We start from the raw sequence: 21,095 nt of genomic DNA, 5'->3' as shown, positions 1-21,095 counted from the left end.
CATATACTGCCCCTTAGCTCAACGGGGTCGGGCCATCCATGCTACTTCGGTAGCTTATTCCTGTCCCTCACGCAAGTAAACGGGTGAATACAAATTTTTCAACAAACAACAAAATTGCGAAAGCATTCCTAAAAGTATTTCGCGCAAAAAATGTATTTTTGTTACAATCAAAACAACCTTTCCTGAACTTCAGGAAATCATAACATATACAGTTCAAAATGAAAATATTACTTCTAGGCTCAGGTGAATTAGGAAAAGAATTTGCAATCGCAGCTCAACGCATCGGCCAAATCGTGATTGCTGTTGACAGCTACGAAAATGCTCCCGCTATGCAAGTGGCGCACGGTTTTGAAGTGATCAATATGCTCGATGGAGTAGCTTTAGACAAAATCGTTGCCAAACACCAACCCGATTTCATCGTTCCCGAAATAGAAGCCATCAGAACCGAGCGTTTTTATGATTACGAAAACCAAGGTATTACCGTTGTTCCCTCTGCAAAAGCGGCAAATTTTACTATGAACAGAAAAGCCATTCGGGATTTGGCTGCCAAAGAGCTAGGATTGCGCACTGCCAATTATCGATATGCCACTTCTGCCGAAGAATTACACAAAGGAGTTGAAGCCGTTGGAATGCCATGCGTCGTAAAACCATTAATGTCTTCCTCCGGAAAAGGACAATCGACCATAAAAACAGCTGCCGATATCGACAAAGCATGGCAATACGCCGTAGAAGGTTCCCGTGGCGATGTAGTTGAAGTCATAGTCGAAGCTTTTGTGAAGTTCAATTCGGAAATCACATTATTGACAGTTGTTCAAAACAATAATCCTACTTTGTTTTGTGCGCCAATCGGACACAGACAAGAACGTGGCGATTATCAGGAAAGCTGGCAACCTGCAAAAGTATCAGACAAAGACCTATACGAAGCACAAGACATGGCCGAAAAAGTAACCGAAGCTTTGGGCGGAGCAGGATTATTTGGAGTAGAGTTTTTCCTTGCCGATGATGGTGTTTATTTCTCTGAATTGTCTCCAAGACCACACGATACAGGAATGGTTACTTTGGCAGGAACGCAAAACTTTAATGAATTTGAATTGCATTTGCGAGCCATTTTGAGTTTACCCATTTTCGAAATTACATTAGAAAAAGCGGGTGCAAGTGCCGTAATTGCCGCTTCCAAAAATTCAGAAAATATAAGTTATTCAGGCATCAATAAAATTGCTGCTTTACCCAAAACCGATTTCAGGATCTTCGGAAAACCCACTTCAAGACCCTACAGGAGAATGGGAGTCGCTTTAGTCAACGATACCTTAGACACTCCAATTGAAGAAATAGTAGAAAAAGCTAAAGAAGCGGCTCAACTAGTCAAAGTACATCCCTAATTACTGTTTAGAAGCTCGAAAAGCTGTCGGCGTCATTGCGGCATGCTTCTTAAATAATCGCTACTGTTTAAATTTAAACAATCATGCCTTTTTTTCTTACTTTAAGTTATTTAAAAATAACTCTTACATTCGTCAAAAAATAAAAAGCCCTATGAATTCAACTTTACGCAACTCTTTCCTGATAATAATCTTTACTTTATTTTTCACAAATCACACAAAAGCTCAACCAAGAGTTGGCAAATCCATTAATGTATCCATTGGATTAGGACTAAGTACTTCATACAATATTGAAAACTACGGAAATCAAAATGAGTTAGATGTTGACGGTGATGGTTTTTATGCCCAAGTAGAATACATTATTGGGATTAGCAAATGGTTTGGAATAAGACCTTACGCCGGACTGATTCTAACATCCTCTGATGGTGGTAATCCTCATGGGGAACCGAATTATAAAGTAACTACCAATGCTTTTTTATTAGGAGGAAAAGCACGTCTATGCGCTCCCATTCCTTATGTTGCCCCTTTTATTGAGATCGGTATTGGTACTTCAGTTGGTTCATTCCAAACTTTTACGCCTTCTACAAATTACAAAAAAAGTTCCGTTTTAATGCATGTACCTGTTAATTTTGGTCTTGCCGTAGGGCGTAAACACAATATAGAAATTGCAGTGTCTTACTTCCTAACTCCTGCCGCTGATCAATTTTCTGGAGCTATGGCTATAGGATATAGTTTCCCTATCGATTAATACTGTTAAAAGCACTTATCATCACTATTTCGAAACCCGAAAAGCTGTCGGCGTCATTGCCGTATGTTTTTTAAATAATCGTACAAAATAGGAATAGTCATCGAAACCCAACTCTGTTGCAATTTCGTTGACTGTTCTTTTTTTATCCATCAGCATCCTTTTGGCTTCCAGAATAATCCTGTCGGTAATGACCTGAGTGGTGGTCTTTTTTAGGATTTCATTGCATATTCTATTTAGATGCTTTAACGTAATGTGGAGTTCCGAAGCATAAAAAGAAGGTGCTTTTTCGGTCCGAAAATATTTTTCCAAAAGCATGTCAAAATCTTTAATTTTCACATTATAAGAATGGGGTTCCAGAACATGCTCCTCATTGTATTTTCTCGCAATTTCAATATGAATATTGTCCAATAAATTCATGATTTTATCTTGCTTCATGATTTTATTCCCTTGATATTCTTCAAGCATATTATAAAAATAAGGTTCGATCACCTTCAATTCTTTGGTTTCAAAAATCATTTTAGGAGAATTCCCCAAAGCATAATAAAAAGAATACATTTCGATTGCTTTTTGCCTAAAATAAAGGTTGTACATCTCTTGGGAATAAAAAACAACAAAACCATCAATATCATCAGACAAACTCCAATGATGTATTTGTCCGGGCTGAATAAAAAACATACTCCCGGGCTGAATCCCAAAAGTATCAAAATCGATATCATGCATACCTGCCCCATTGGTAAAAAGAACCAACACATACGAATTATGTCTATGCGGCTCTTCTACAAAACTGTGGTCAACCAAGTGATTTTTGAAAGTATTGATATAAAAATCACTATTGATATCATTGCAATTGAATCGCTGAATGGAATAAATCGGATATTTTTTCATCTGCGCTTAATGTCTTTATTGTGCTATAATAGGCGAATATAGAAAACATCCATGACACGAATAAAAAATACCTTTGAAAAAAATAAAAAATGTCACACACACTTGCTCACATCCTAAATAATGATTGCCCTCATTGTCTTGAAGGCAAAGTTTTTAACGAAAAAAATATTTTCTTAAATATTGGTTTTCCAAAAATGAATCAATATTGTCCTCATTGTCAATTTAAATTCGAAAAAGAACCTGGCTATTTCTTTGGTGCTATGTATGTTAATTATGGTTTAACGGTAGCACAGGGAATTGCTACTTATTTAATTGCGCAACAATTTTTTGCAGAGCGTTTCGACTTAAGAATAATTGCCGTTATTTCCGTTGTCATTGTATCGATGGCCTCTTTCAACATTCGGCTGTCACGATTATTATGGATTTATATGTTTAAAAACTATTCCATTTAGAATATCGGGTAAAGTAAAATACTTAACTTAGGACTTTCAAGTTATTTTTATACACTTTACCAAAGCAAAATAAATGGCATTAATACTCAATAATATTGCGCAGCATGTAATTCTCACCCCCGAAGAACAAGAGTTTTTCTTGTCTAAAACAGAGACTCATCATTACAAAGCCAAAACCGTTTTACTTCATGCAGGCGAAATTTGCAAGCATTCTTATTTTGTAAATTCGGGTATTCTCCGTAGTTTCAATATTAATGATAATATTGTAGAACATGTGTTGAGTTTTGCTTGTCAAGGCTGGTGGATTGGTGATATGTACAGTTTACTTTCGCAAAAACCCGGCAACCTTTTCATCGAAGTTTTAGAAGATGCCGAAGTGGTTTTATTGTCCAAAGAAAATCAAGAAATACTGTATCAGGAAATCCCAAAACTCGAACGGGTCTTTAGGATACTTACTGAAAATTCATTGGTCGCCAATCAGGAACGTTTAATGGACAACCTCAGCCTAACTGCCGAAGAACGTTTTGAAAAATTCTGCAAAAAGTACCCCACACTCATTCAGAAAGTCGCCCAAAAGCAAATTGCTTCCTATCTTGGCGTGACTCCAGAGTTTTTTAGCAAGATGAAAAGTAAAATGTTGCGATAATAACACCAGTACACCTTTTTTTATTTAATAAGCAGGTGCTTATAAAAAAAAATTAACAAGATTTAGAGTCTAATACGCAATATTATTCAAACAATTCTGTTTATAAATTCTGAGGAGTAATTCCTATTTAAATCACCCTTTTTTAACTTCTAAAACCATTCCTAATGAACAAAAAACATTTTATTTTAGTGTCATTTGTATTCCTATTTTTAACCAATTGTAAAAAAGCAGAAAGTGTAGAAGAGAATGTCTCAAATATAACTTTGTCAGCACCTGCTCTATCCGAAGAATATCAAGAAACATACCCTGTAGAAACAAACAACGAAAGCTATGCAGAAGTAGAAGAAAACCCCTTTGAATCTCCAAAAACAGCTCCGCTTTCCACTTTTTCGATTGATGTAGATAATGCTTCTTACACCAATATTCGACGATTTATAAATAATGGCCAGAAAGTTCCCACTGATGCTGTCCGCGTAGAAGAAATGGTAAACTTTTTTAAATACAGCTATCCTCAACCTAAAGACAGTAATCCTTTCTCCATCAATACGGAATACAGTGCCTGTCCTTGGAATGAAAATCATAAATTATTAAAAATAGGTTTACAAGGAAAAAATATCCCAATGACCAATTTACCAACATCCAATTTGGTGTTTCTAATTGATGTTTCGGGATCGATGGATGAAGAAAATAAACTGCCGCTATTAAAAGAATCCATGCGAATTTTAGTCGAAGAGTTAAGACCTAAAGACAAGGTATCAATTGTGGTTTACGCTGGTTCGGCCGGAGTGGTTTTGCCTCCAACATCGGGTGATGAAAAAAAAGTCATTATGAATGCATTTGACGAATTAAAAGCTGGGGGAAGCACTGCTGGTGGTGAAGGAATTGAATTGGCATATGAATTGGCAGAAGAGAACTTTATAAAAGAAGGAAATAATCGAGTGATAATTGCAACCGATGGGGATTTCAATGTTGGAAGCTCTTCGGATAAAGACATGGAAGATTTGATTGAAGAAAAACGAAAATCAGGTGTTTTCTTGACCGTTTTAGGATTTGGAATGGGTAATTATAAAGATAGTAAAATGGAAATTTTAGCGGATAAAGGAAATGGAAATTACGCCTATATTGATAACATGCAAGAAGCTAACCGTTTTTTAGGTAAAGAATTCAAAGGTTCTATGTTTGCTATTGCAAAAGATGTAAAAATTCAAATAGAATTCAATCCAAAGCATGTGCAAGCATATAGACTGATTGGTTATGAAAATCGAAAACTAAAAGCAGAAGATTTTAAAAACGACGCAATTGATGCAGGCGAATTAGGAAGCGGACATACGGTTACCGCCCTATACGAAATAATTCCAACAGGTGTTCAAAGTGACTTTATTCCTGATGCTTTAAAATATTCGAAAACCAAAACGGAAACAATAAACTATAATGATGAACTAGCAACGGTAAAATTCAGATATAAAAAACCCGATGGAGAAAAAAGCATAGAAATGATTCAAATCATTAATAATTCATCCATTGGATTAGGAAAAACTTCTGCGGATTTTAAATTCAGTACTGCTGTAGCTTGGTTTGGCTTAAAATTAAAAGAATCAAAACTAATTGCAAACACCTCTATTGAAGCAATAAAAAACCTAGCTAAATCAGGCTTATCTAATGATGAAGAGGGATATAAAGCCGAATTTATAAGACTTGCTGACAGTGCCAAATAATTTCTTAATCTAGGTTAAGTGTCTTTTGCTGATATCCAATGTAAATTTGTATAACAAAAATCACTAAATTTATACATCATGAAAAATACAGTATTACACAAAGCAGACACAAGAGGACACGCAGATCACGGATGGTTAAATGCATACCATAGCTTTAGTTTCGCGAGTTGGTACAATCCAGATAGAGTTCAATTTGGTTCTTTACGCGTTTTAAACGATGATACCGTTGCCGCAGGAATGGGTTTTGGAACGCATCCACACGACAATATGGAAATTATTACAATTCCGCTTGAAGGAGATTTGGCTCACAAAGATAGTATGGGCAATACTGAAGTAATAAAAACAGGAGATATACAAGTAATGAGCGCTGGAACAGGAATTCAACACAGCGAATTCAATCCAAATGCAGATCAGCGAACCAAACTTTTTCAAATCTGGGTATTTCCAAAAGTGAGAAATGTGGAGCCTCGTTACCAACAAATCACATTAGACACTACTGAACAAAAAAATAATTTTGCTCAAATAGTATCCCCAAATCCTGATGATGCTGGAGTTTGGATTCACCAAGATGCTTGGTTTCACTTAGCCGATTTTAGCGCTGGTTTTTCTAAAAAATACGAGATTAAAAAAGAAGGAAACGGTATGTATGTTTTTGTGATTTCGGGGACAATAACTGTTGACGGACAGGAAATGGAAACTCGTGACGGTTTAGGAATAACAGATTTCGAAACTTTGGATATAAAAGCTACAACAGATGCAAAATTTCTGTTAATGGAAATCCCAATGGCTTATTAATTTAGAGTAAAAGTGACTAAGATTCTAAGTTTCATAGAGACTTAGAATCTTAATATTAAATAAAAAAATCATGAACGAAATAGTAAATATAGAATTCAACGAAAAAAATGGTAATTTCAATATCACTACCGAAGAAAGAAAAGTAGCTTTGATGACTTTTGTATTTGCCGGTCCAGATAAAATTATTATTGATCATACCGAAGTTTCTCCGGCCTTTAACGGAAAGGGTTTGGGTAAAAAATTGGTGGAAAAAGCGGTTGAAGTGGCAAGAGAAAAAAACTGGAAAATTATTCCGTTATGTCCTTTTGCAAAAAAGACTTTTGACAAAAACCCTCAATTCAATGATGTATTATAATGGAAGATCTTTTTGAAAATGATATACTCGGGCACATTGGTACTCAAAAATACCTATGCACCATTACTTGGAGAAACGGACAATTTCTTATGGATGAGCCCGACAGTGTTGGTGGAAAGGATTTAGGAATGGATCCGTTTTCTACCTTATTGGCTTCTTTGGCAGGATGCACGCTTTCTACCCTAAGAATGTATATTGATCGAAAAGAATGGATAATTCCTGAAATAAATATTTCACTAAATTTAAAGCAAGAAATGGAAGGCGAAATGACAACAACAATCAAAAGGAACATCAGCTTTTTGGGAGAAGTAAGTGCCGAACAAAAAGAGAGATTGTTAATCATTGCTGACAAATGTCCTATTTCAAAATTACTTAAAGGAAAAATAAACATTAACACCACCCTTTAATCATGGATCCAAAAAACATCAAAAAAGAATATACCAACGGCGAAGTAACCATCGTATGGCAATCGGAAAAATGCATTCATTCTGGAAATTGCGTTCGCAATAATCCCGACGTTTTCAAACCCAAAGAACAACCGTGGGTTACACCCGAAAACTCAACAACAGAAAAAATTATTGATACAATCAATAAATGTCCATCAGGAGCATTGAGCTATTACAAAAACATAAAAGATTAATCCTCATTCAATTTCCGAATCACTTTGGCAGGATTACCAACTGCTAACGAATTTTCGGGAATATCCTTGGTTACAATTGATCCGGCACCAATTACACAACCGGCACCAATAATGACTCCCGGACAAATCACAGAATTTCCTCCTATCCAGCAATCGTCTCCAATGGATACGGGTTTTGAACTTTCGACAGTTCTTCTTTCAATGGCATTAAGCGGATGGGTTGCGGTGTAAATATGTACACCTGGCGCAAAGAAAACATTGTTTCCAATGGTCACTTTCATCGTGTCCAAAACCACGCAATTGACATTGAAATATACATTTTCGCCCGAATGGATGTTGTACCCATAATCACAATGAAACGGTGGTTCTATATACAAACGTTTATGAGAATTGGGCATTAGCTCCCTGAGAATGGCACGTGATTTTCCGTTCATCAAATATTCAGTAACATTCAATTTGTGCAATAATTTTTTGGCTCTGCTACGCTCTTCAATCAGTTGTTTATCATTGGCAAAATAGATTTCGCCCAAAAGCATTTTTTCTTTTTCGGTCATTATCTTAAGATTCTATTTTCAAATCGAATAAGTACTCTTTGTATCTAAATGTCTGTGCTTGCCATAATCCTTATATTTATTCATGATAAGCTGTGCCTTAAAAAAACAAAGCGTCGATTCGGCACCTTGATTGATATTGACATTTTTTTCTTCAAGCCCGTCATAGGAAGCTCCATTTACTGGATTATAAACAATCTGATTCAGATGGTTATTTCCTAAAAACCATGAAAAAGCAAGATTCAGTTGCTTTCTATATTTAACATTTCCCGTTACTTCATAAAACAAATGTAAGGTAATAATTGTTGTCGCCACTTCAATAGGTTGTTCTCCGTAAGTGTTTTTTTTCTTGCCTCTAACAAACCATCCTCTATTTGAAATCACACTAAATTCTCCTTTCATAAAATAATGGGACAAAAGAAAATCAAATGTAGTAAGAGCAATTTTTTTGTATTTCAAATCTCCTGTAGCCAAAAAACTAAAAAGCATAGCCTCCGGAAGCACATTGTTGGCATACGTCATATAATCTTCATACCAACACCAATCTTCATCGGAGTTGATGTGGTAGTGATTCAGCAATTTATCGGCAAGTTGCGTTATATTTTTTTTAATCTTTTCTTCTGGATTAACCTGATAATAGTAATAAAGCCCCTTGAGCGTATAAGCTATCGCTCTTGGAGAAACAACTTCATCGATATGCACAATGGCTTTATCCCATGCTTTTTGGGTTTGTTCAACTAAATCTAATGGAAGCTTTTTTTGATGAGATAATGTAAATCCTAAACTCCACAAAGCTCTTCCATTCGAATCCTCGAGGTTTACTAACTCATTTTGCTTTGTCAAATGATGGTTAAAGTCTTTGTAATTATCAAAACTACCATCATCGCGTTGTATGCCTACAATAAAATTCAAATAAATAGAGGCAAGTTTCAAGGCAATAGGATCTGCACTTGTATCGTGATACATAATCATATTAATTAATGCGCGAGCATTATCATCTACGGTATAGCCTGATGAAAAATCGGGTTGACTAAAATTTGAAAATTGAAGAATTCCGTAATCTGTTGTCATCTCTTTGATGTGATCCAACTTTATAGGAGGAAAATTGAATCTTAATTTTTTCTTACTTTCTGTTACTTCAGCAAAAAGGAAACCGTATTTTAAGGCAACATTCTCCCATGTAGTTTCGTGGGTCAAAGCATAACCATTTCGGCCCATTTCCAACCTTTTTTCTTTATTTTCAACCAGTTTCAATATGGCGTTTTGAAATTCTTCGGGCTTGTCAAATTCGTGTAATAATATTCCAATACTCGAGTTTAAATCCTCAACCGCGTGAGCTATAGGAGTTGAAATAATAGCGCATCCGCAACTCATAGCATAAGCAAAAGTTCCACTCACAGCTTGATTGGGATCTTTGGAAGCAAACAAATAAATGTCTGATAAAATCAAATAATTAAGAAGCTGCTTTAATTCCAGAAACTCATTAACAAAGAATACATTATTCTCAATTTTGAGTTTTTTGGTTGTCTCAACTAAAATGTTTCGGTATTTTTCGCCATCTCTTTTTAAGATTTCGGGATGCGTTTTGCCAATTACCAAATAGATCACTTCGGGATGTTTTGCAATAACAGCGGGCAGAGCAAATAAAACAGACTCTATATTTTTATTGTCACTTATTAAACCAAATGTTGATAATACGATTTTCTCAGAATATCCGTATGCTTTTTTTAGTTTGTCCTTTTGATCCCATAATACCATGTGTGTACCGTGAGGAATTAGTGTTAATTTAGATTCCTGACAATCGTAATATTGTATTAGAATCTCTTGTGATTTTTTGGTGAGAACCACAATTTTGTTGGAAAAATCGATGATTGCCTGTACTATTTTTTTCAATTTATCATTGGGTTCCGGTAAAACAGTATGAAAAACGGTCGCAATAGGTTTATTTACGGCCAATAAAAAAGACAATAAATAATTTCCATATTCCCCCTCATAAAGACCAAATTCATGTTCGATACAAACCATTCCTATATCATCTCGGGTGTTAATTTTTTCTGCCAAAAGACGGTATTCCTCGATTGAAGTTACAGTTAAAGCATAATGTACATCAAGTCCATACTCAAATTGATTTTCTTCTTTTTGCAAAGCACAGACTTCTATTGGCAAAGAATCCCCAAAAACTAATTTGACGGAATTTACGATATCATTAGAAAAAGTTGCCAACCCGCATTCTCTTGGCGGATAGGAGCTCATCAGTAGTATTGTTTTGCTTTTCTTTGATTTCATGATGCTATTTTTTACTGTCTTTCAATGCTTCCAGCAATTCAGCCAAATCAATTACCGCATAAGTCGATGAATAATCGGATACAGCATAAGGCAAAATAAGACAGTTATTATGAATTATTGAACCACAGGAATATACTACATTGGGCACATATCCCTCACGTTCATCTTCCAAAGGACTAAGCAATGGCTCAGTTAGTCTTCCAATTTCTTTGGAGGGATCATCCAAATCAAACAATGATGCTCCTACACAGTAGCGTCTCATCGCTCCGACACCATGAGTAATTACAAGCCACCCTTCGGTTGTCCACAAAGGGGATCCGCAATTTCCAATTTGTGTAAACTCCCATGGATATTCAGGGCGCTGAATAATTTGAGGGTTTTTCCATTCGTTAGGACGTGCCGAATACATTAGATAATTATTGACACCGTCTATTCTGCCTAACATGGCGTATTTTCCTTTTATTTTTTTTGGGAATAAAGCCATTCCTTTGCTTTGAGATCCTTCGCCATACAAAGGCATCACTCGAAACGTATAAAAATCTTCAGTTGTAATTAATTTTGAAAGTATGGAGTGCCCATTATAAGCAGTATAGGTGCCCATTACAATTTCTGAATTATCATCATCTACAAAGCGTACAAAACGGGCATCTTCTATACCGCGGCTTTCTGCATCGGATATTGGAAAAATAACGCGTTCTGAAATATCTGAATCGTGTTTGAATTGAATGTCATAAAAGGAATTCAGCAACCAAAGCACTTCCTCATAAGCCTCTTTTTTCTCCAGATTAATATTTGGGTTTGCTAATTCAATATTTAAAATTTCTTTAAAGGCTGAGTATTCAAACACTTCGGGTAAATCACACATTATTGAAGAATAGATATCTAGAGTGTGCATTTCTGTCAGCTTAGCAATAATCTTCTTTTTATTGAACATCATTTTATGCAAAATCTCTGCCTTTTCAATATCATCGCCAATTCGCATCATCCTTAGATTATTGTCTTTATCAATAATTCCTCTTCTAAACACTATCGAAGAAACATGACCTTCTCCTGTAGCCCGAAAAGAAATTACCACTCGTTTTTCTCCTTTTTCCAAACTCGATTGGTCAAAATCTTCTACAATTGAAGGATTAAAAAAAGCAGATGATTCGATAGAATACTCCATAGTTAGATAGGAACCAATAAGCATTTTTCTTTCTTCAGATAAATCCGCTTCGTTTATTTGCATTTCAGTAATTATGGGCTTAATAAAATCATAATGCTTATAAAATATAGCCGAAATATTCCGATGACGTCTTGCAAAACCTCTGTTAATTTGTTCCAAAGTATGACTAACATCATAATTGCTCATAACCAATATCCGACCGATTAACTCTTTGGTTCGTTGTTCTCCACTATTAAAATATCTAGCAACAACTCTACTAGAATCAGGTAAAAACTTTACATTTTTTCTTGTAACAGAAACTTTCATCGAATTATTTTTTTAATTATAATACATTAACTAAGCGTATTTTGGTTGTTGTAAAAAGTTAGTGCCAATTTATTACGCCCTATAGCAGTGCTTATTCAAAAGAAACGCAAAAAAGACTGCTTTTTTTAGATAAAAAATACTACCAAATATACAAATAAAAAACATGTAAAAATTTGATTTTAAATATATTACATCTAGTATTTATTTATTCTTTTTCTAAAAAAGAAAGGAGGAATATTTTCTGCTAATGGAAATAAAAAACTTTTCCGAACACTTTTTTAACAGACAAAAGATCTGGAAATCTGATTGCTGCCAGAGGCAGAAAATTTGTTCTTGATACTCAAAAAATTGCAGCTCCTAAAAAAAGTAGTACTTTTGCAGATGGTTTTTTGTTCGTCTCTTTTAAGAACCTAAAACTTTTTAAACATTAAGAAAAATAAAAAATATGAAGGCATACGTATTTCCAGGTCAAGGTGCGCAATTTACAGGAATGGGCAAAGACTTATATGAAAACTCTCCATTAGCAAAGGAATTATTCGAAAAAGCAAATGAAATTTTAGGTTTCCGCATTACCGACATTATGTTTGAAGGTACGGCAGAAGAATTGAAAGAAACCAAAGTGACACAACCAGCTGTTTTTTTACACTCGGTTATTTTGGCTAAAAATCTTGAAGATTTCAAACCAGAAATGGTTGCTGGACACTCATTGGGTGAATTTTCGGCATTGGTTGCCAATGGTGCTTTGTCTTTTGAAGACGGATTGAAATTGGTTTCTCAACGTGCTTTAGCCATGCAAAAAGCCTGTGAAATTAAACCTTCTACAATGGCAGCGGTATTAGGATTGGCCGATAATATTGTGGAAGAAGTTTGTGCATCAATCGACGGTGTTGTGGTTGCTGCCAATTATAATTGTCCTGGACAATTGGTGATTTCGGGAGAAACATCAGCAGTAGAAAAAGCCTGCGAAGCAATGAAAGCAGCTGGTGCAAAACGTGCTTTATTATTGCCAGTTGGAGGTGCTTTTCACTCTCCAATGATGGAACCTGCAAGAGAAGAACTGGCTGCTGCTATTGAAGCGACTACGTTCTCAACTCCGATTTGTCCTGTGTATCAAAATGTAACGGCAACTGCTGTTTCTGATGCAAATGAAATTAAGAAAAACTTGATTATTCAATTGACAGCTCCGGTACGTTGGACGCAATCAGTTCAACAAATGATTTCTGATGGCGCTACTTTGTTTACCGAAGTTGGTCCAGGAAAAGTGTTGGCTGGTTTGATTGGAAAAATTGATAAAGAAGCTGTGACTGCTAATGCATAAATTTTAGATTGCAGAATAACAACAAAAAAATCCCAAATTATCTTTGATAGTTTGGGATTTTGTTTTTCTAAAATCTGCATTCTGAGATCTATCCTCTAATTTTCTGTTCCCATTTCCAGGCACTTGCCATGGCTTCATCCAACGAAGATTGTGCTTTCCATCCCAATATGGTATTGGCCTTATCGGTATTAGCATAAGCTTCGGTAATATCGCCTTCTCTGCGGGGAACAATTTTATAGGGAAGTTTTTTGCCACTTACTTTTTCAAAGCTTCGAATCACTTCCAGAACTGAACTTCCTGTTCCTGTTCCCAGATTGAATGTCTCTACTTTATCCAGATTCTTATTGTTTAACAAACGTTGTAAGGCAATTACATGAGCTTTTGCCAAATCGACTACATGTATATAATCCCGAATGCAGGTTCCGTCAGGCGTAGGATAATCATTTCCAAAAACAGATAATTCTTTGCGCAAACCAAAACCGGTTTGAGTTATAAAAGGCACTAAATTTTGAGGGACTCCTAGTGGCAATTCTCCAATTTCGGCAGAAGGATGAGATCCAATTGGGTTGAAGTAGCGTAACAATATTGCATTAATATTAGTTGCTTTTGCTACATCGTTTATGATTTCTTCGCCTATTTTCTTGGTATTCCCGTAAGGTGACATTGGTTGTTGTAAAGGAGCATTTTCGGTAATTGGCATTTTTTCAGCTTGACCGTAAACTGTACAAGACGAACTGAAAATAAAATTGGCTTTTGGTTTTTTTTCTAATTCCTGCAAAATATATACTAGTGCAGCAATATTGTTTTCATAATACAATAAAGGATTTTCTACGCTTTCTCCAACAGCTTTGGATGCTGCAAAATGTATTACACCAGCAACATCGTCGTGTTTTTTAAAAAAATCCTGTACACTTTGTTTTACTCGCAAATCCAATTTTTCGAATAGGGGCATTTTACCAGTAATTGAGACAATTCCTTTTAAAACTTCTTTCGAAGAATTGGATAGATTATCAACAATTACCACTTCAAAACCTTCGTTTTGTAATTCGACAACTGTATGCGAACCGATAAATCCTAAACCTCCTGTTACTAGTATTTTCATATTTGCTTTTATAAAAAAAAGACGCTATTTATAGCGTCTTCTATGGAAATTATTTTAAATATTCTAAAACGCTATCCGTTATAAATTTGATTTGTTCATCGTCTAACTCGGTATGCATCGGCAATGAAATAACTTCCTTTACGAGTTGATTTGTTACTGGGAAATCTTCCTCTTTATAACGTACATCCAAATAAGCTTTTTGAGAATGCAAAGGAATCGGATAGTAAATCGCACATGGAATTCCTTTGTCCAGCAAATGCTGCATCAATCCGTTTCTGTCAGCATCTGTAATTCGCAATGTATATTGATGAAAAACGTGGCAATCACAATTATCACAAATACTTGGAGCAACAATATTTTTGTGTCCTTCAAAAGCAGCTGTATATTTTCTGGCTGCGTTTTGTCTCGCTTTTCCGTAATCATCTAAAAAGGGCAACTTAGCATTAAGAACCGCTGCTTGAATACTATCCAAACGAGAATTGACTCCTACAACATCATGATGGTAACGCTCGTACATTCCGTGATTTACAATACCGCGTAGTTTGTGTGCCAAAGCATCATCATTGGTAAAAATTGCTCCACCGTCACCATAACACCCTAGATTTTTTGAAGGAAAGAAAGAAGTTGAAGAGACATGCCCAATAGTTCCTGCTTTCTTTTTTGTTCCATCCGAGAATTTACAATTGGCTCCAATGGCTTGTGCATTATCTTCTATAACATATAAATTATGCTCTTTGGCAATAGCCATAATAGCTTCCATATTGGCGGCACGACCAAATAAATGAACAGGAACAATTGCTTTGGTTTTTGGTGTAATTGCTTTTTTGATAGCTTCAATAGAGATGTTCATGTTTACCAAATCCACATCAACCAAAACTGGCGTCAATTGCAACAAAGCAATTACTTCAACAGTGGCTGCAAAAGTAAAATCGGCTGTAATGACTTCGTCACCCGGTTTTAAGTCCAATCCCATCATGGCGATTTGTAAGGCATCGGTTCCGTTGGCACATGGAATTACGTGCTTAACATCTAAATATTCTTCTAGTGATTTTTGAAATGCATGAACCTGAGGTCCGTTGATATAAGTGTTGGTGTCCAAAACTTCTTGAATCGAAGCGTTTACTGTTGCTGCGATTTTATCGTATTGACTTTTTAAGTCAACCATTTGTATTTTTTTCATGTATTCTTTTTTAATATTCCATGCCATTCACAGAACTAATTAATAGAAGTAAAACTTGTCTTAGTGCAAAATTTAAGTACAATTCTGCTATTTCAAACAAGCGGAACAAAAATAGTTATTTAATGAGTTTAAAGCAATGAAACTCGTAATAAAAAACATTTTTCCGATAAAATAAAAAATGCCTCGTAAGCTGTCGGGATGAACCAAAATTTAAACATTTTTTAAAGAATAAAATAACACAAAGAAAATGTATTTTTACAAAAAAAATAACGATGCATTTTCTTTATAATTTAACTATTCGAATAGCCCAGTTTTTATTAAAAATTATTGCGCTTTTCAGTCCAAAAATGAAACTTTTTGTTGACGGCAGAAAAGATGTTTTTAAGATTTTGGAACAAAAAATAGCTGCTCAGGATCAAACCATCTGGTTTCACGCTGCTTCTTTAGGCGAGTATGAACAAGGTTTGCCTGTAATTGAAAAAATTAAAAACAACTATCCTGATCATAAAATTATAATTACTTTTTTCTCTCCTTCAGGTTACGAAGTGCGAAAAAACAATACTGTAGCCGATGTGACGCTCTATTTGCCTTTGGACACTCCAAAATACGCGAAACGGTTTTTAGAATTAGTGCATCCCGATCTTGTTTTCTTTATCAAGTATGAGTTTTGGATTAACTATTTGTATCAACTTCGAAAACAAAACATACCTACTTATTTGATTTCGGGAATCTTTAGAGAAAAACAATTATTTTTTAAATGGTATGGTGAATTCTACAGAAAAGCATTGGATACATTCACTCACTTTTTTGTTCAAAATAAGGATTCAAAAAGACTTATAACGCAATTGGGAATGACAAACGTTACTGTTTCGGGAGATACTAGATTTGATAGGGTAGTGGCTATTTTAGAAAAAGACAATCACTTGGATTTTATAGCTAAATTTAAAGGGGATAGTGTGACAATAGTTGTGGGGAGTTCGTGGCCAAAAGATGAAATTTTGTTAATTGATTTTATTAATAATTGTGCTTTAAAAAATGTCAAATTTATAATTGCTCCACACAATATAAAAAAGGAGCAAATTCAACAATTGAAAAAAAGCATTGCAAATAAAGTAGTTTTATTTTCTGAAAAAGAGGATAAAGATTTATCGCAATATGATGTGTTTATAATTGATACTGTCGGAATTCTTACCAAAATATACAGTTATGCTGATATAGCTTATGTTGGAGGGGGATTTGGTAATCCAGGTGTCCATAATATATTGGAGCCAGCTACTTTTGGTGTTCCAATTGTGATTGGGCCGAATTATTCTCATTTTGCAGAAGCAACAGCTTTGGTGGCGTTGGGAGGTTGTACTTCTGTTTCTAATTACGAGGAATTAGAACTTGCTATTAATGATTTACTTGATTCAAAAAAGGCAAGGGACGAAAAGGGGATTATTTGTAACAATTTTGTCCAAAGTAATAAAGGGGCAACTAGTTGTATAATTTCAAAAATAATTTCTATTTAAGTTTTTTTGATAACAAAACCCATATATTGGCGAAATTAAAAAATCTATAATTTTTTCAATTATAATACAGAATATTGTAAATTTCCAATCTTTTTTCGTGTTATTATGTATGTTAAAAGATTTCTGTTACAAAGTGCTAAAGTGCTGATAGAAAATAATTTTAAAAAAATAAATGAAAAAATATTTTACGTATTAAAAATTTTATATCTTTGCCACGAATTAATAATTAACCTTTATATTAAATTAAGATGAAAAAAGTATTTTTAAGTTTAGCCGTTGTTGCTGTTTTAACTGTTGTTTCTTGTAAAAAAGCTGATGCTGAAGTAGTTGAAACTACAACTGTAGATTCTACTGCTGTTGTAACTGATTCTTCTGCTGTAATCGCTGTTGATTCAACTACTACTGTTGATACTGTTGCAACTCCAGCTGCTGCACCTGCTGCAACTCCAGCTAAGTAATTTCAAATTACAAAAAGAAAAAATAAGCTGTATACTTGTATGCAGCTTTTTTTTGTGCTTTAAAAACAGCTTTTGCTCTAACAAGAGCGTCTTAAAAATATCAAGCTGTAAAAATTAGATCGTCATCAGAAAAGTCTAATATTTCAGAAACTGAGGCGTATTTTATGATTTCATCGATTCCTTTTTGAACTCTTAATTCAGTTGTGTATTTTCTGCTTAATGCAATTTGGGCTCCGTCCAAAAATAACTTAAAAAAATACTTATTACCAGGTGATTTGAATTTGGTAAAAGTTGCCAATTCGATGTTGTTTTTGAAATATTCTATCGCTTCTTCACATTCGAATTTAAGTTCATATCTCATACTTGTAAAGATTACTTTTCCTTTTCTTGAAGTAAATACAAATTTATACTGGTCATCAAACCTTTTACTTATAACAAAAGCGCCCATAAAGTTTAGATTTTAGATTGCAGAATTTAGAATTTTAGATTTAAAAATGTGCAGACTGAAATAAAAACTAATTTATTCAGACATGATTTTGTATAAATAAAAAAGCTTCAAACATAGTTTGAAGCTTTTTAGTACTCAGAGCGGGACTTGAACCCGCACGAACATTGCTGTTCACTGGATTTTAAGTCCAGCGTGTCTACCAATTTCACCATCCGAGCATTATGTGGTGTTGGAGCGAAAAACGGGGCTCGAACCCGCGACCTCGACCTTGGCAAGGTCGCGCTCTACCAACTGAGCTATTTTCGCATTCTCAATTCGCTAAAGCGAACTGCGATACTTGTTTTGTATTGCGGTTGCAAATTTAGTACATTTATTCAATTACACAAGCCTTTTTTAGAAAAAAAATCATGATAAAATTTAACGTTCTGACAACGATTGCTTTAAATATAAAAAAAAAATTATTTTCTGGATAGCATTCGTTTAATCTCGTTGAGTTTCATTAAAGCTTCAACAGGAGTAATGGTGTTAATGTCCAAATTTACAATTTCATCTTTGATTTCTTCCAAGAGTGGATCATCAAGATTAAAGAAGCTCATTTGCATTTCTTCCTTATCGGCTTTAATTCCGTTAAGAGCATCGCTGGAATGGTTTTTCTCTAGCTTCTTTAACATTTTTTGTGCTTTCAAAATAACGATTTGTGGCATTCCTGCCATTTTTGCGACATGAATACCAAAACTGTGTGCACTTCCTCCTTTTACTAGTTTTCGAATAAAAAGCACTGTGTCTTTTAGTTCCTTTACGGACACATTGTAATTCTGAATTCGAGGTAACGATTCGCTCATTTCATTCAATTCATGATAATGAGTGGCAAATAAGGTTTTGGGTTTTGAAGGATGTTCGTGTAAAAATTCCGCTATTGCCCATGCGATTGAAATTCCATCGTAGGTGCTGGTTCCTCTTCCAATTTCGTCCAACAGCACCAGACTTCTATCAGAAATATTATTTAGGATGGAGGCAGTTTCGTTCATTTCGACCATAAAAGTAGATTCGCCCATCGAAATATTATCACTTGCACCCACTCTCGTGAATATTTTGTCTACAATTCCCATTCGAACACTTTCGGCAGGTACAAAACTTCCCATTTGGGCTAATAATACAATTAAGGCGGTTTGACGCAATATTGCCGATTTACCCGACATGTTTGGTCCGGTAATCATAATTAACTGTTGGGTTTCTCTATCCAAGAAAACATCATTGGCAATATAAGGCATTCCAACTGGCAGTTGCTTCTCGATGACTGGGTGTCTTCCGTTTTTGATGTCCAGTTCGAATGTTTCATCTAAATCCGGGCAAACATATTTATTTTCGATAGCCAATTGGGTAAAGGAGCACAAGCAGTCCAATTGTGCTACTAAATTGGCATTCATTTGAACAGGCTTGATGTAAGTGGCAATCCAACTTACTAATTGTTCGAATAAATCGGATTCTATTTTTTGAATTTTTTCTTCGGCGCCAAGGATTTTGGTTTCGTATTCTTTTAACTCCTCGGTAATATAACGTTCGGCGCTAACCAATGTTTGTTTTCTAATCCATTCTGCAGGCACTTTGTCTTTATGGGTATTTCGAACTTCTATGTAATATCCAAAAACATTATTGAATGATATTTTCAAAGAAGAAATTCCTGTTCGTTCTGATTCTCTTTTTTCGATTCCTTCCAGAAATTGTTTTCCTGAAGTTGAAATAGCACGTAAATCGTCCAACTCTTCATTGATTCCCTTGGCTATTGCATTTCCTTTGGCAACGGCCACAGGAGCATCTTGATTCAGGGTGGTTTTTATCTTTTCGCGCAACAAATCACAACTGTGTAAACTATCTCCAATTACTTTTACCGCTTCTTGAGGACTCGCTAACGCTAAAGTTTTAATTGGAATAATGGCATCTAAAGACTCTTTCAAATACACCACTTCCCTTGGGGAAACTTTACCTGTGGCAATTTTGGAAATTAATCGCTCTAAATCCGAAATTTGTTTGATTTGATATTGAATGTTTTTTAGAATATCTTGGTTTTCTTTTAAATAAGCCACTACCTGATGGCGGCTCTTGATTTTATTATTATCCTTTAATGGTAATGCCAGCCAACGTTTGAGTAAACGTCCTCCCATTGGCGAAAGCGTTTTGTCAATCACATCCAAAAGTGTGACTGCATTTGGATTGTAACTATGATATAATTCGAGATTGCGTATGGTAAATCGATCCATCCAGACGTAAGCATCTTCGGCAATTCGCTGAATAGATGTAATGTGCTGTACTCTATTGTGTTGTGTTTCGGATAAGTAATATAAAATGGCACCCGAAGCAATGATTCCTTCGTTTAATTCTTCGATTCCAAAACCTTTTAGTGAAACCGTTTGAAAATGTTTGGTTAAGGTTTCAAAAGCATAATCTTCTTTAAAAATCCAATCTTCTAAATAGAAATTATGAAAATCTTCACCAAAAATTTCACGAAAATCACTTTTATTATTTTTCGGAATCAAAACCTCACTTGGATTAAAATTCTGAAGTAATTTGTCAATATACTCCGCATTTCCCTGAGCCGTAAGAAACTCTCCTGTAGACACGTCCAAAAAAGAAATTCCGATTGTTTTATTGGCGAAATAAATAGCTGCCAAAAAGTTATTGGTTTTGGATTGCAAGACTTCATCATTCATAGAAACGCCTGGAGTTACCAATTCTGTAACACCACGTTTTACAATCGTTTTTGTCATTTTTGGATCTTCAAGCTGATCACAAATTGCGACACGAAGACCAGCTTTGACTAATTTTGGCAAATACGTATTTATCGAATGATGTGGAAAACCGGCCAGGGCAGTTTCTGTTTCCGATCCTGCACCTCTTTTGGTTAATGTTATTCCAAGAATTTTAGAAGCCCGAACGGCGTCTTCTCCAAAAGTCTCATAAAAATCGCCTACACGAAACAACAAACATGCATCCGGATATTTCCTCTTGATTTCGTTGTATTGTTTCATTAACGGAGTCTCTTTAACTGTCTTATCTTTAGTTGCCAAAATGGTTGTGTTAAAATGAATAAAAAACTCAGCGAATTTATAATTTTATATAGCAAAAAACTAAGGAGGCAAAAATTAAATTACTTTTAAGAA

At 35.0% G+C, this 21,095-nt stretch carries 20 protein-coding genes and 2 tRNA genes; 12 read left to right on the top strand and 10 right to left on the bottom strand.

The window, feature by feature from the left end; translation table 11 throughout:
• Window positions 1-218: 218 nt before the first annotated feature.
• The gene (gene purT, locus OLM57_RS01715) at window positions 219-1,379 is read left to right on the top strand and encodes a formate-dependent phosphoribosylglycinamide formyltransferase (protein ID WP_264565513.1); all 1,161 of its coding nucleotides are present in this window, start codon (window positions 219-221) and stop codon (window positions 1,377-1,379) included.
• 151 nt (window positions 1,380-1,530) lie between these two features.
• Window positions 1,531-2,124 (top strand): hypothetical protein, encoded by a 594-nt coding sequence (locus OLM57_RS01710; RefSeq protein WP_264565512.1) that lies wholly within the window; start codon window positions 1,531-1,533, stop codon window positions 2,122-2,124.
• Between the two features lie 24 nt (window positions 2,125-2,148).
• Here OLM57_RS01710 and OLM57_RS01705 read toward each other — a convergent pair whose 3' ends face one another.
• Window positions 2,149-3,009, bottom strand: a complete 861-nt coding sequence (locus tag OLM57_RS01705; protein WP_264565511.1) for an AraC family transcriptional regulator — start codon at window positions 3,007-3,009, stop codon at window positions 2,149-2,151.
• Between the two features lie 89 nt (window positions 3,010-3,098).
• Here OLM57_RS01705 and OLM57_RS01700 point away from each other — a divergent pair, with 89 nt between their 5' ends.
• The 7 genes from OLM57_RS01700 (at window position 3,099) to OLM57_RS01670 (ending at window position 7,612) form a co-directional block, all read left to right on the top strand.
• Entirely contained in the window at window positions 3,099-3,461 is a 363-nt protein-coding gene (locus tag OLM57_RS01700) for a DUF983 domain-containing protein (protein WP_264565510.1), read from the top strand.
• A gap of 73 nt (window positions 3,462-3,534) precedes the next feature.
• Entirely contained in the window at window positions 3,535-4,107 is a 573-nt protein-coding gene (locus OLM57_RS01695; protein ID WP_264565509.1) for a Crp/Fnr family transcriptional regulator, read from the top strand.
• Between the two features lie 164 nt (window positions 4,108-4,271).
• Window positions 4,272-5,822 carry a vWA domain-containing protein gene (locus OLM57_RS01690; protein WP_264565508.1) on the top strand — a complete coding sequence of 517 codons (1,551 nt, stop codon included), beginning with the start codon at window positions 4,272-4,274 and terminating at the stop codon, window positions 5,820-5,822.
• A 78-nt stretch (window positions 5,823-5,900) separates the two neighbouring features.
• A complete protein-coding gene (locus OLM57_RS01685) occupies window positions 5,901-6,617 on the top strand; it encodes a pirin family protein (protein WP_264565507.1) in 717 nt (238 codons plus the stop codon).
• A gap of 70 nt (window positions 6,618-6,687) precedes the next feature.
• Window positions 6,688-6,972 (top strand): GNAT family N-acetyltransferase, encoded by a 285-nt coding sequence (locus OLM57_RS01680; RefSeq protein WP_264565506.1) that lies wholly within the window; start codon window positions 6,688-6,690, stop codon window positions 6,970-6,972.
• Window positions 6,972-7,379 (top strand): OsmC family protein, encoded by a 408-nt coding sequence (locus OLM57_RS01675; RefSeq protein WP_264565505.1) that lies wholly within the window; start codon window positions 6,972-6,974, stop codon window positions 7,377-7,379. Before OLM57_RS01680 ends, OLM57_RS01675 begins: the two co-directional genes overlap by 1 nt.
• Before the next feature lie 2 nt (window positions 7,380-7,381).
• A complete protein-coding gene (locus OLM57_RS01670) occupies window positions 7,382-7,612 on the top strand; it encodes a (4Fe-4S)-binding protein (protein WP_264565504.1) in 231 nt (76 codons plus the stop codon).
• Here OLM57_RS01670 and OLM57_RS01665 read toward each other — a convergent pair.
• The 3 genes from OLM57_RS01665 to OLM57_RS01655 are packed head-to-tail and all read right to left on the bottom strand — an operon-like array spanning window position 7,609 to window position 11,920.
• Window positions 7,609-8,169: a sugar O-acetyltransferase gene (locus tag OLM57_RS01665; RefSeq protein WP_264566936.1), complete on the bottom strand. Its 561-nt coding sequence runs from the start codon at window positions 8,167-8,169 to the stop codon at window positions 7,609-7,611. The two genes, OLM57_RS01670 and OLM57_RS01665, sit on opposite strands and share 4 nt — an antisense overlap.
• Before the next feature lie 15 nt (window positions 8,170-8,184).
• Window positions 8,185-10,449, bottom strand: a complete 2,265-nt coding sequence (locus OLM57_RS01660) for a glycosyltransferase (protein WP_264565503.1) — start codon at window positions 10,447-10,449, stop codon at window positions 8,185-8,187.
• Between the two features lie 4 nt (window positions 10,450-10,453).
• A complete protein-coding gene (locus tag OLM57_RS01655) occupies window positions 10,454-11,920 on the bottom strand; it encodes a glycoside hydrolase family 130 protein (protein WP_264565502.1) in 1,467 nt (488 codons plus the stop codon).
• A 445-nt stretch (window positions 11,921-12,365) separates the two neighbouring features.
• Here OLM57_RS01655 and fabD point away from each other — a divergent pair, with 445 nt between their 5' ends.
• Window positions 12,366-13,238: an ACP S-malonyltransferase gene (fabD, locus tag OLM57_RS01650; protein WP_264565501.1), complete on the top strand. Its 873-nt coding sequence runs from the start codon at window positions 12,366-12,368 to the stop codon at window positions 13,236-13,238.
• Window positions 13,239-13,326: 88 nt separating this feature from the next.
• Here fabD and galE read toward each other — a convergent pair whose 3' ends face one another.
• A complete protein-coding gene (gene galE / locus OLM57_RS01645) occupies window positions 13,327-14,340 on the bottom strand; it encodes a UDP-glucose 4-epimerase GalE (RefSeq protein ID WP_264565500.1) in 1,014 nt (337 codons plus the stop codon).
• 49 nt (window positions 14,341-14,389) lie between these two features.
• The gene (locus OLM57_RS01640; RefSeq protein WP_264565499.1) at window positions 14,390-15,520 is read right to left on the bottom strand and encodes a DegT/DnrJ/EryC1/StrS family aminotransferase; all 1,131 of its coding nucleotides are present in this window, start codon (window positions 15,518-15,520) and stop codon (window positions 14,390-14,392) included.
• Window positions 15,521-15,792: 272 nt separating this feature from the next.
• On the opposite strand from OLM57_RS01640, the gene OLM57_RS01635 reads away from it, so the two are divergent.
• Together OLM57_RS01635 and OLM57_RS01630 are read left to right on the top strand one after the other, a co-directional pair.
• Complete coding sequence (locus OLM57_RS01635) at window positions 15,793-17,031, top strand: 3-deoxy-D-manno-octulosonic acid transferase (RefSeq protein WP_264565498.1); 1,239 nt, start codon at window positions 15,793-15,795, stop codon at window positions 17,029-17,031.
• A gap of 248 nt (window positions 17,032-17,279) precedes the next feature.
• Window positions 17,280-17,489, top strand: a complete 210-nt coding sequence (locus OLM57_RS01630) for a hypothetical protein (RefSeq protein WP_264565497.1) — start codon at window positions 17,280-17,282, stop codon at window positions 17,487-17,489.
• Between the two features lie 100 nt (window positions 17,490-17,589).
• Here the strand turns inward: OLM57_RS01630 and OLM57_RS01625 are convergent, their stop codons facing one another.
• From OLM57_RS01625 to mutS, 4 genes are all read right to left on the bottom strand, one after another.
• Window positions 17,590-17,937, bottom strand: coding sequence for a DUF1508 domain-containing protein (locus OLM57_RS01625; protein ID WP_264565496.1), 348 nt, complete (start codon window positions 17,935-17,937; stop codon window positions 17,590-17,592).
• Between the two features lie 132 nt (window positions 17,938-18,069).
• A tRNA-Leu gene (locus OLM57_RS01620) sits at window positions 18,070-18,155 on the bottom strand.
• A gap of 12 nt (window positions 18,156-18,167) precedes the next feature.
• A tRNA-Gly gene (locus OLM57_RS01615) sits at window positions 18,168-18,243 on the bottom strand.
• A 152-nt stretch (window positions 18,244-18,395) separates the two neighbouring features.
• Window positions 18,396-21,002, bottom strand: a complete 2,607-nt coding sequence (mutS, locus tag OLM57_RS01610; RefSeq protein WP_264565495.1) for a DNA mismatch repair protein MutS — start codon at window positions 21,000-21,002, stop codon at window positions 18,396-18,398.
• Window positions 21,003-21,095: the final 93 nt, after the last annotated feature.

Source organism: Flavobacterium sp. N3904 (genome assembly GCF_025947305.1).
Lineage (GTDB): Bacteria > Bacteroidota > Bacteroidia > Flavobacteriales > Flavobacteriaceae > Flavobacterium.
Note: the sequence above shows the minus strand (reverse complement) of the source record. Positions and strands in the feature narration are given on the sequence as shown.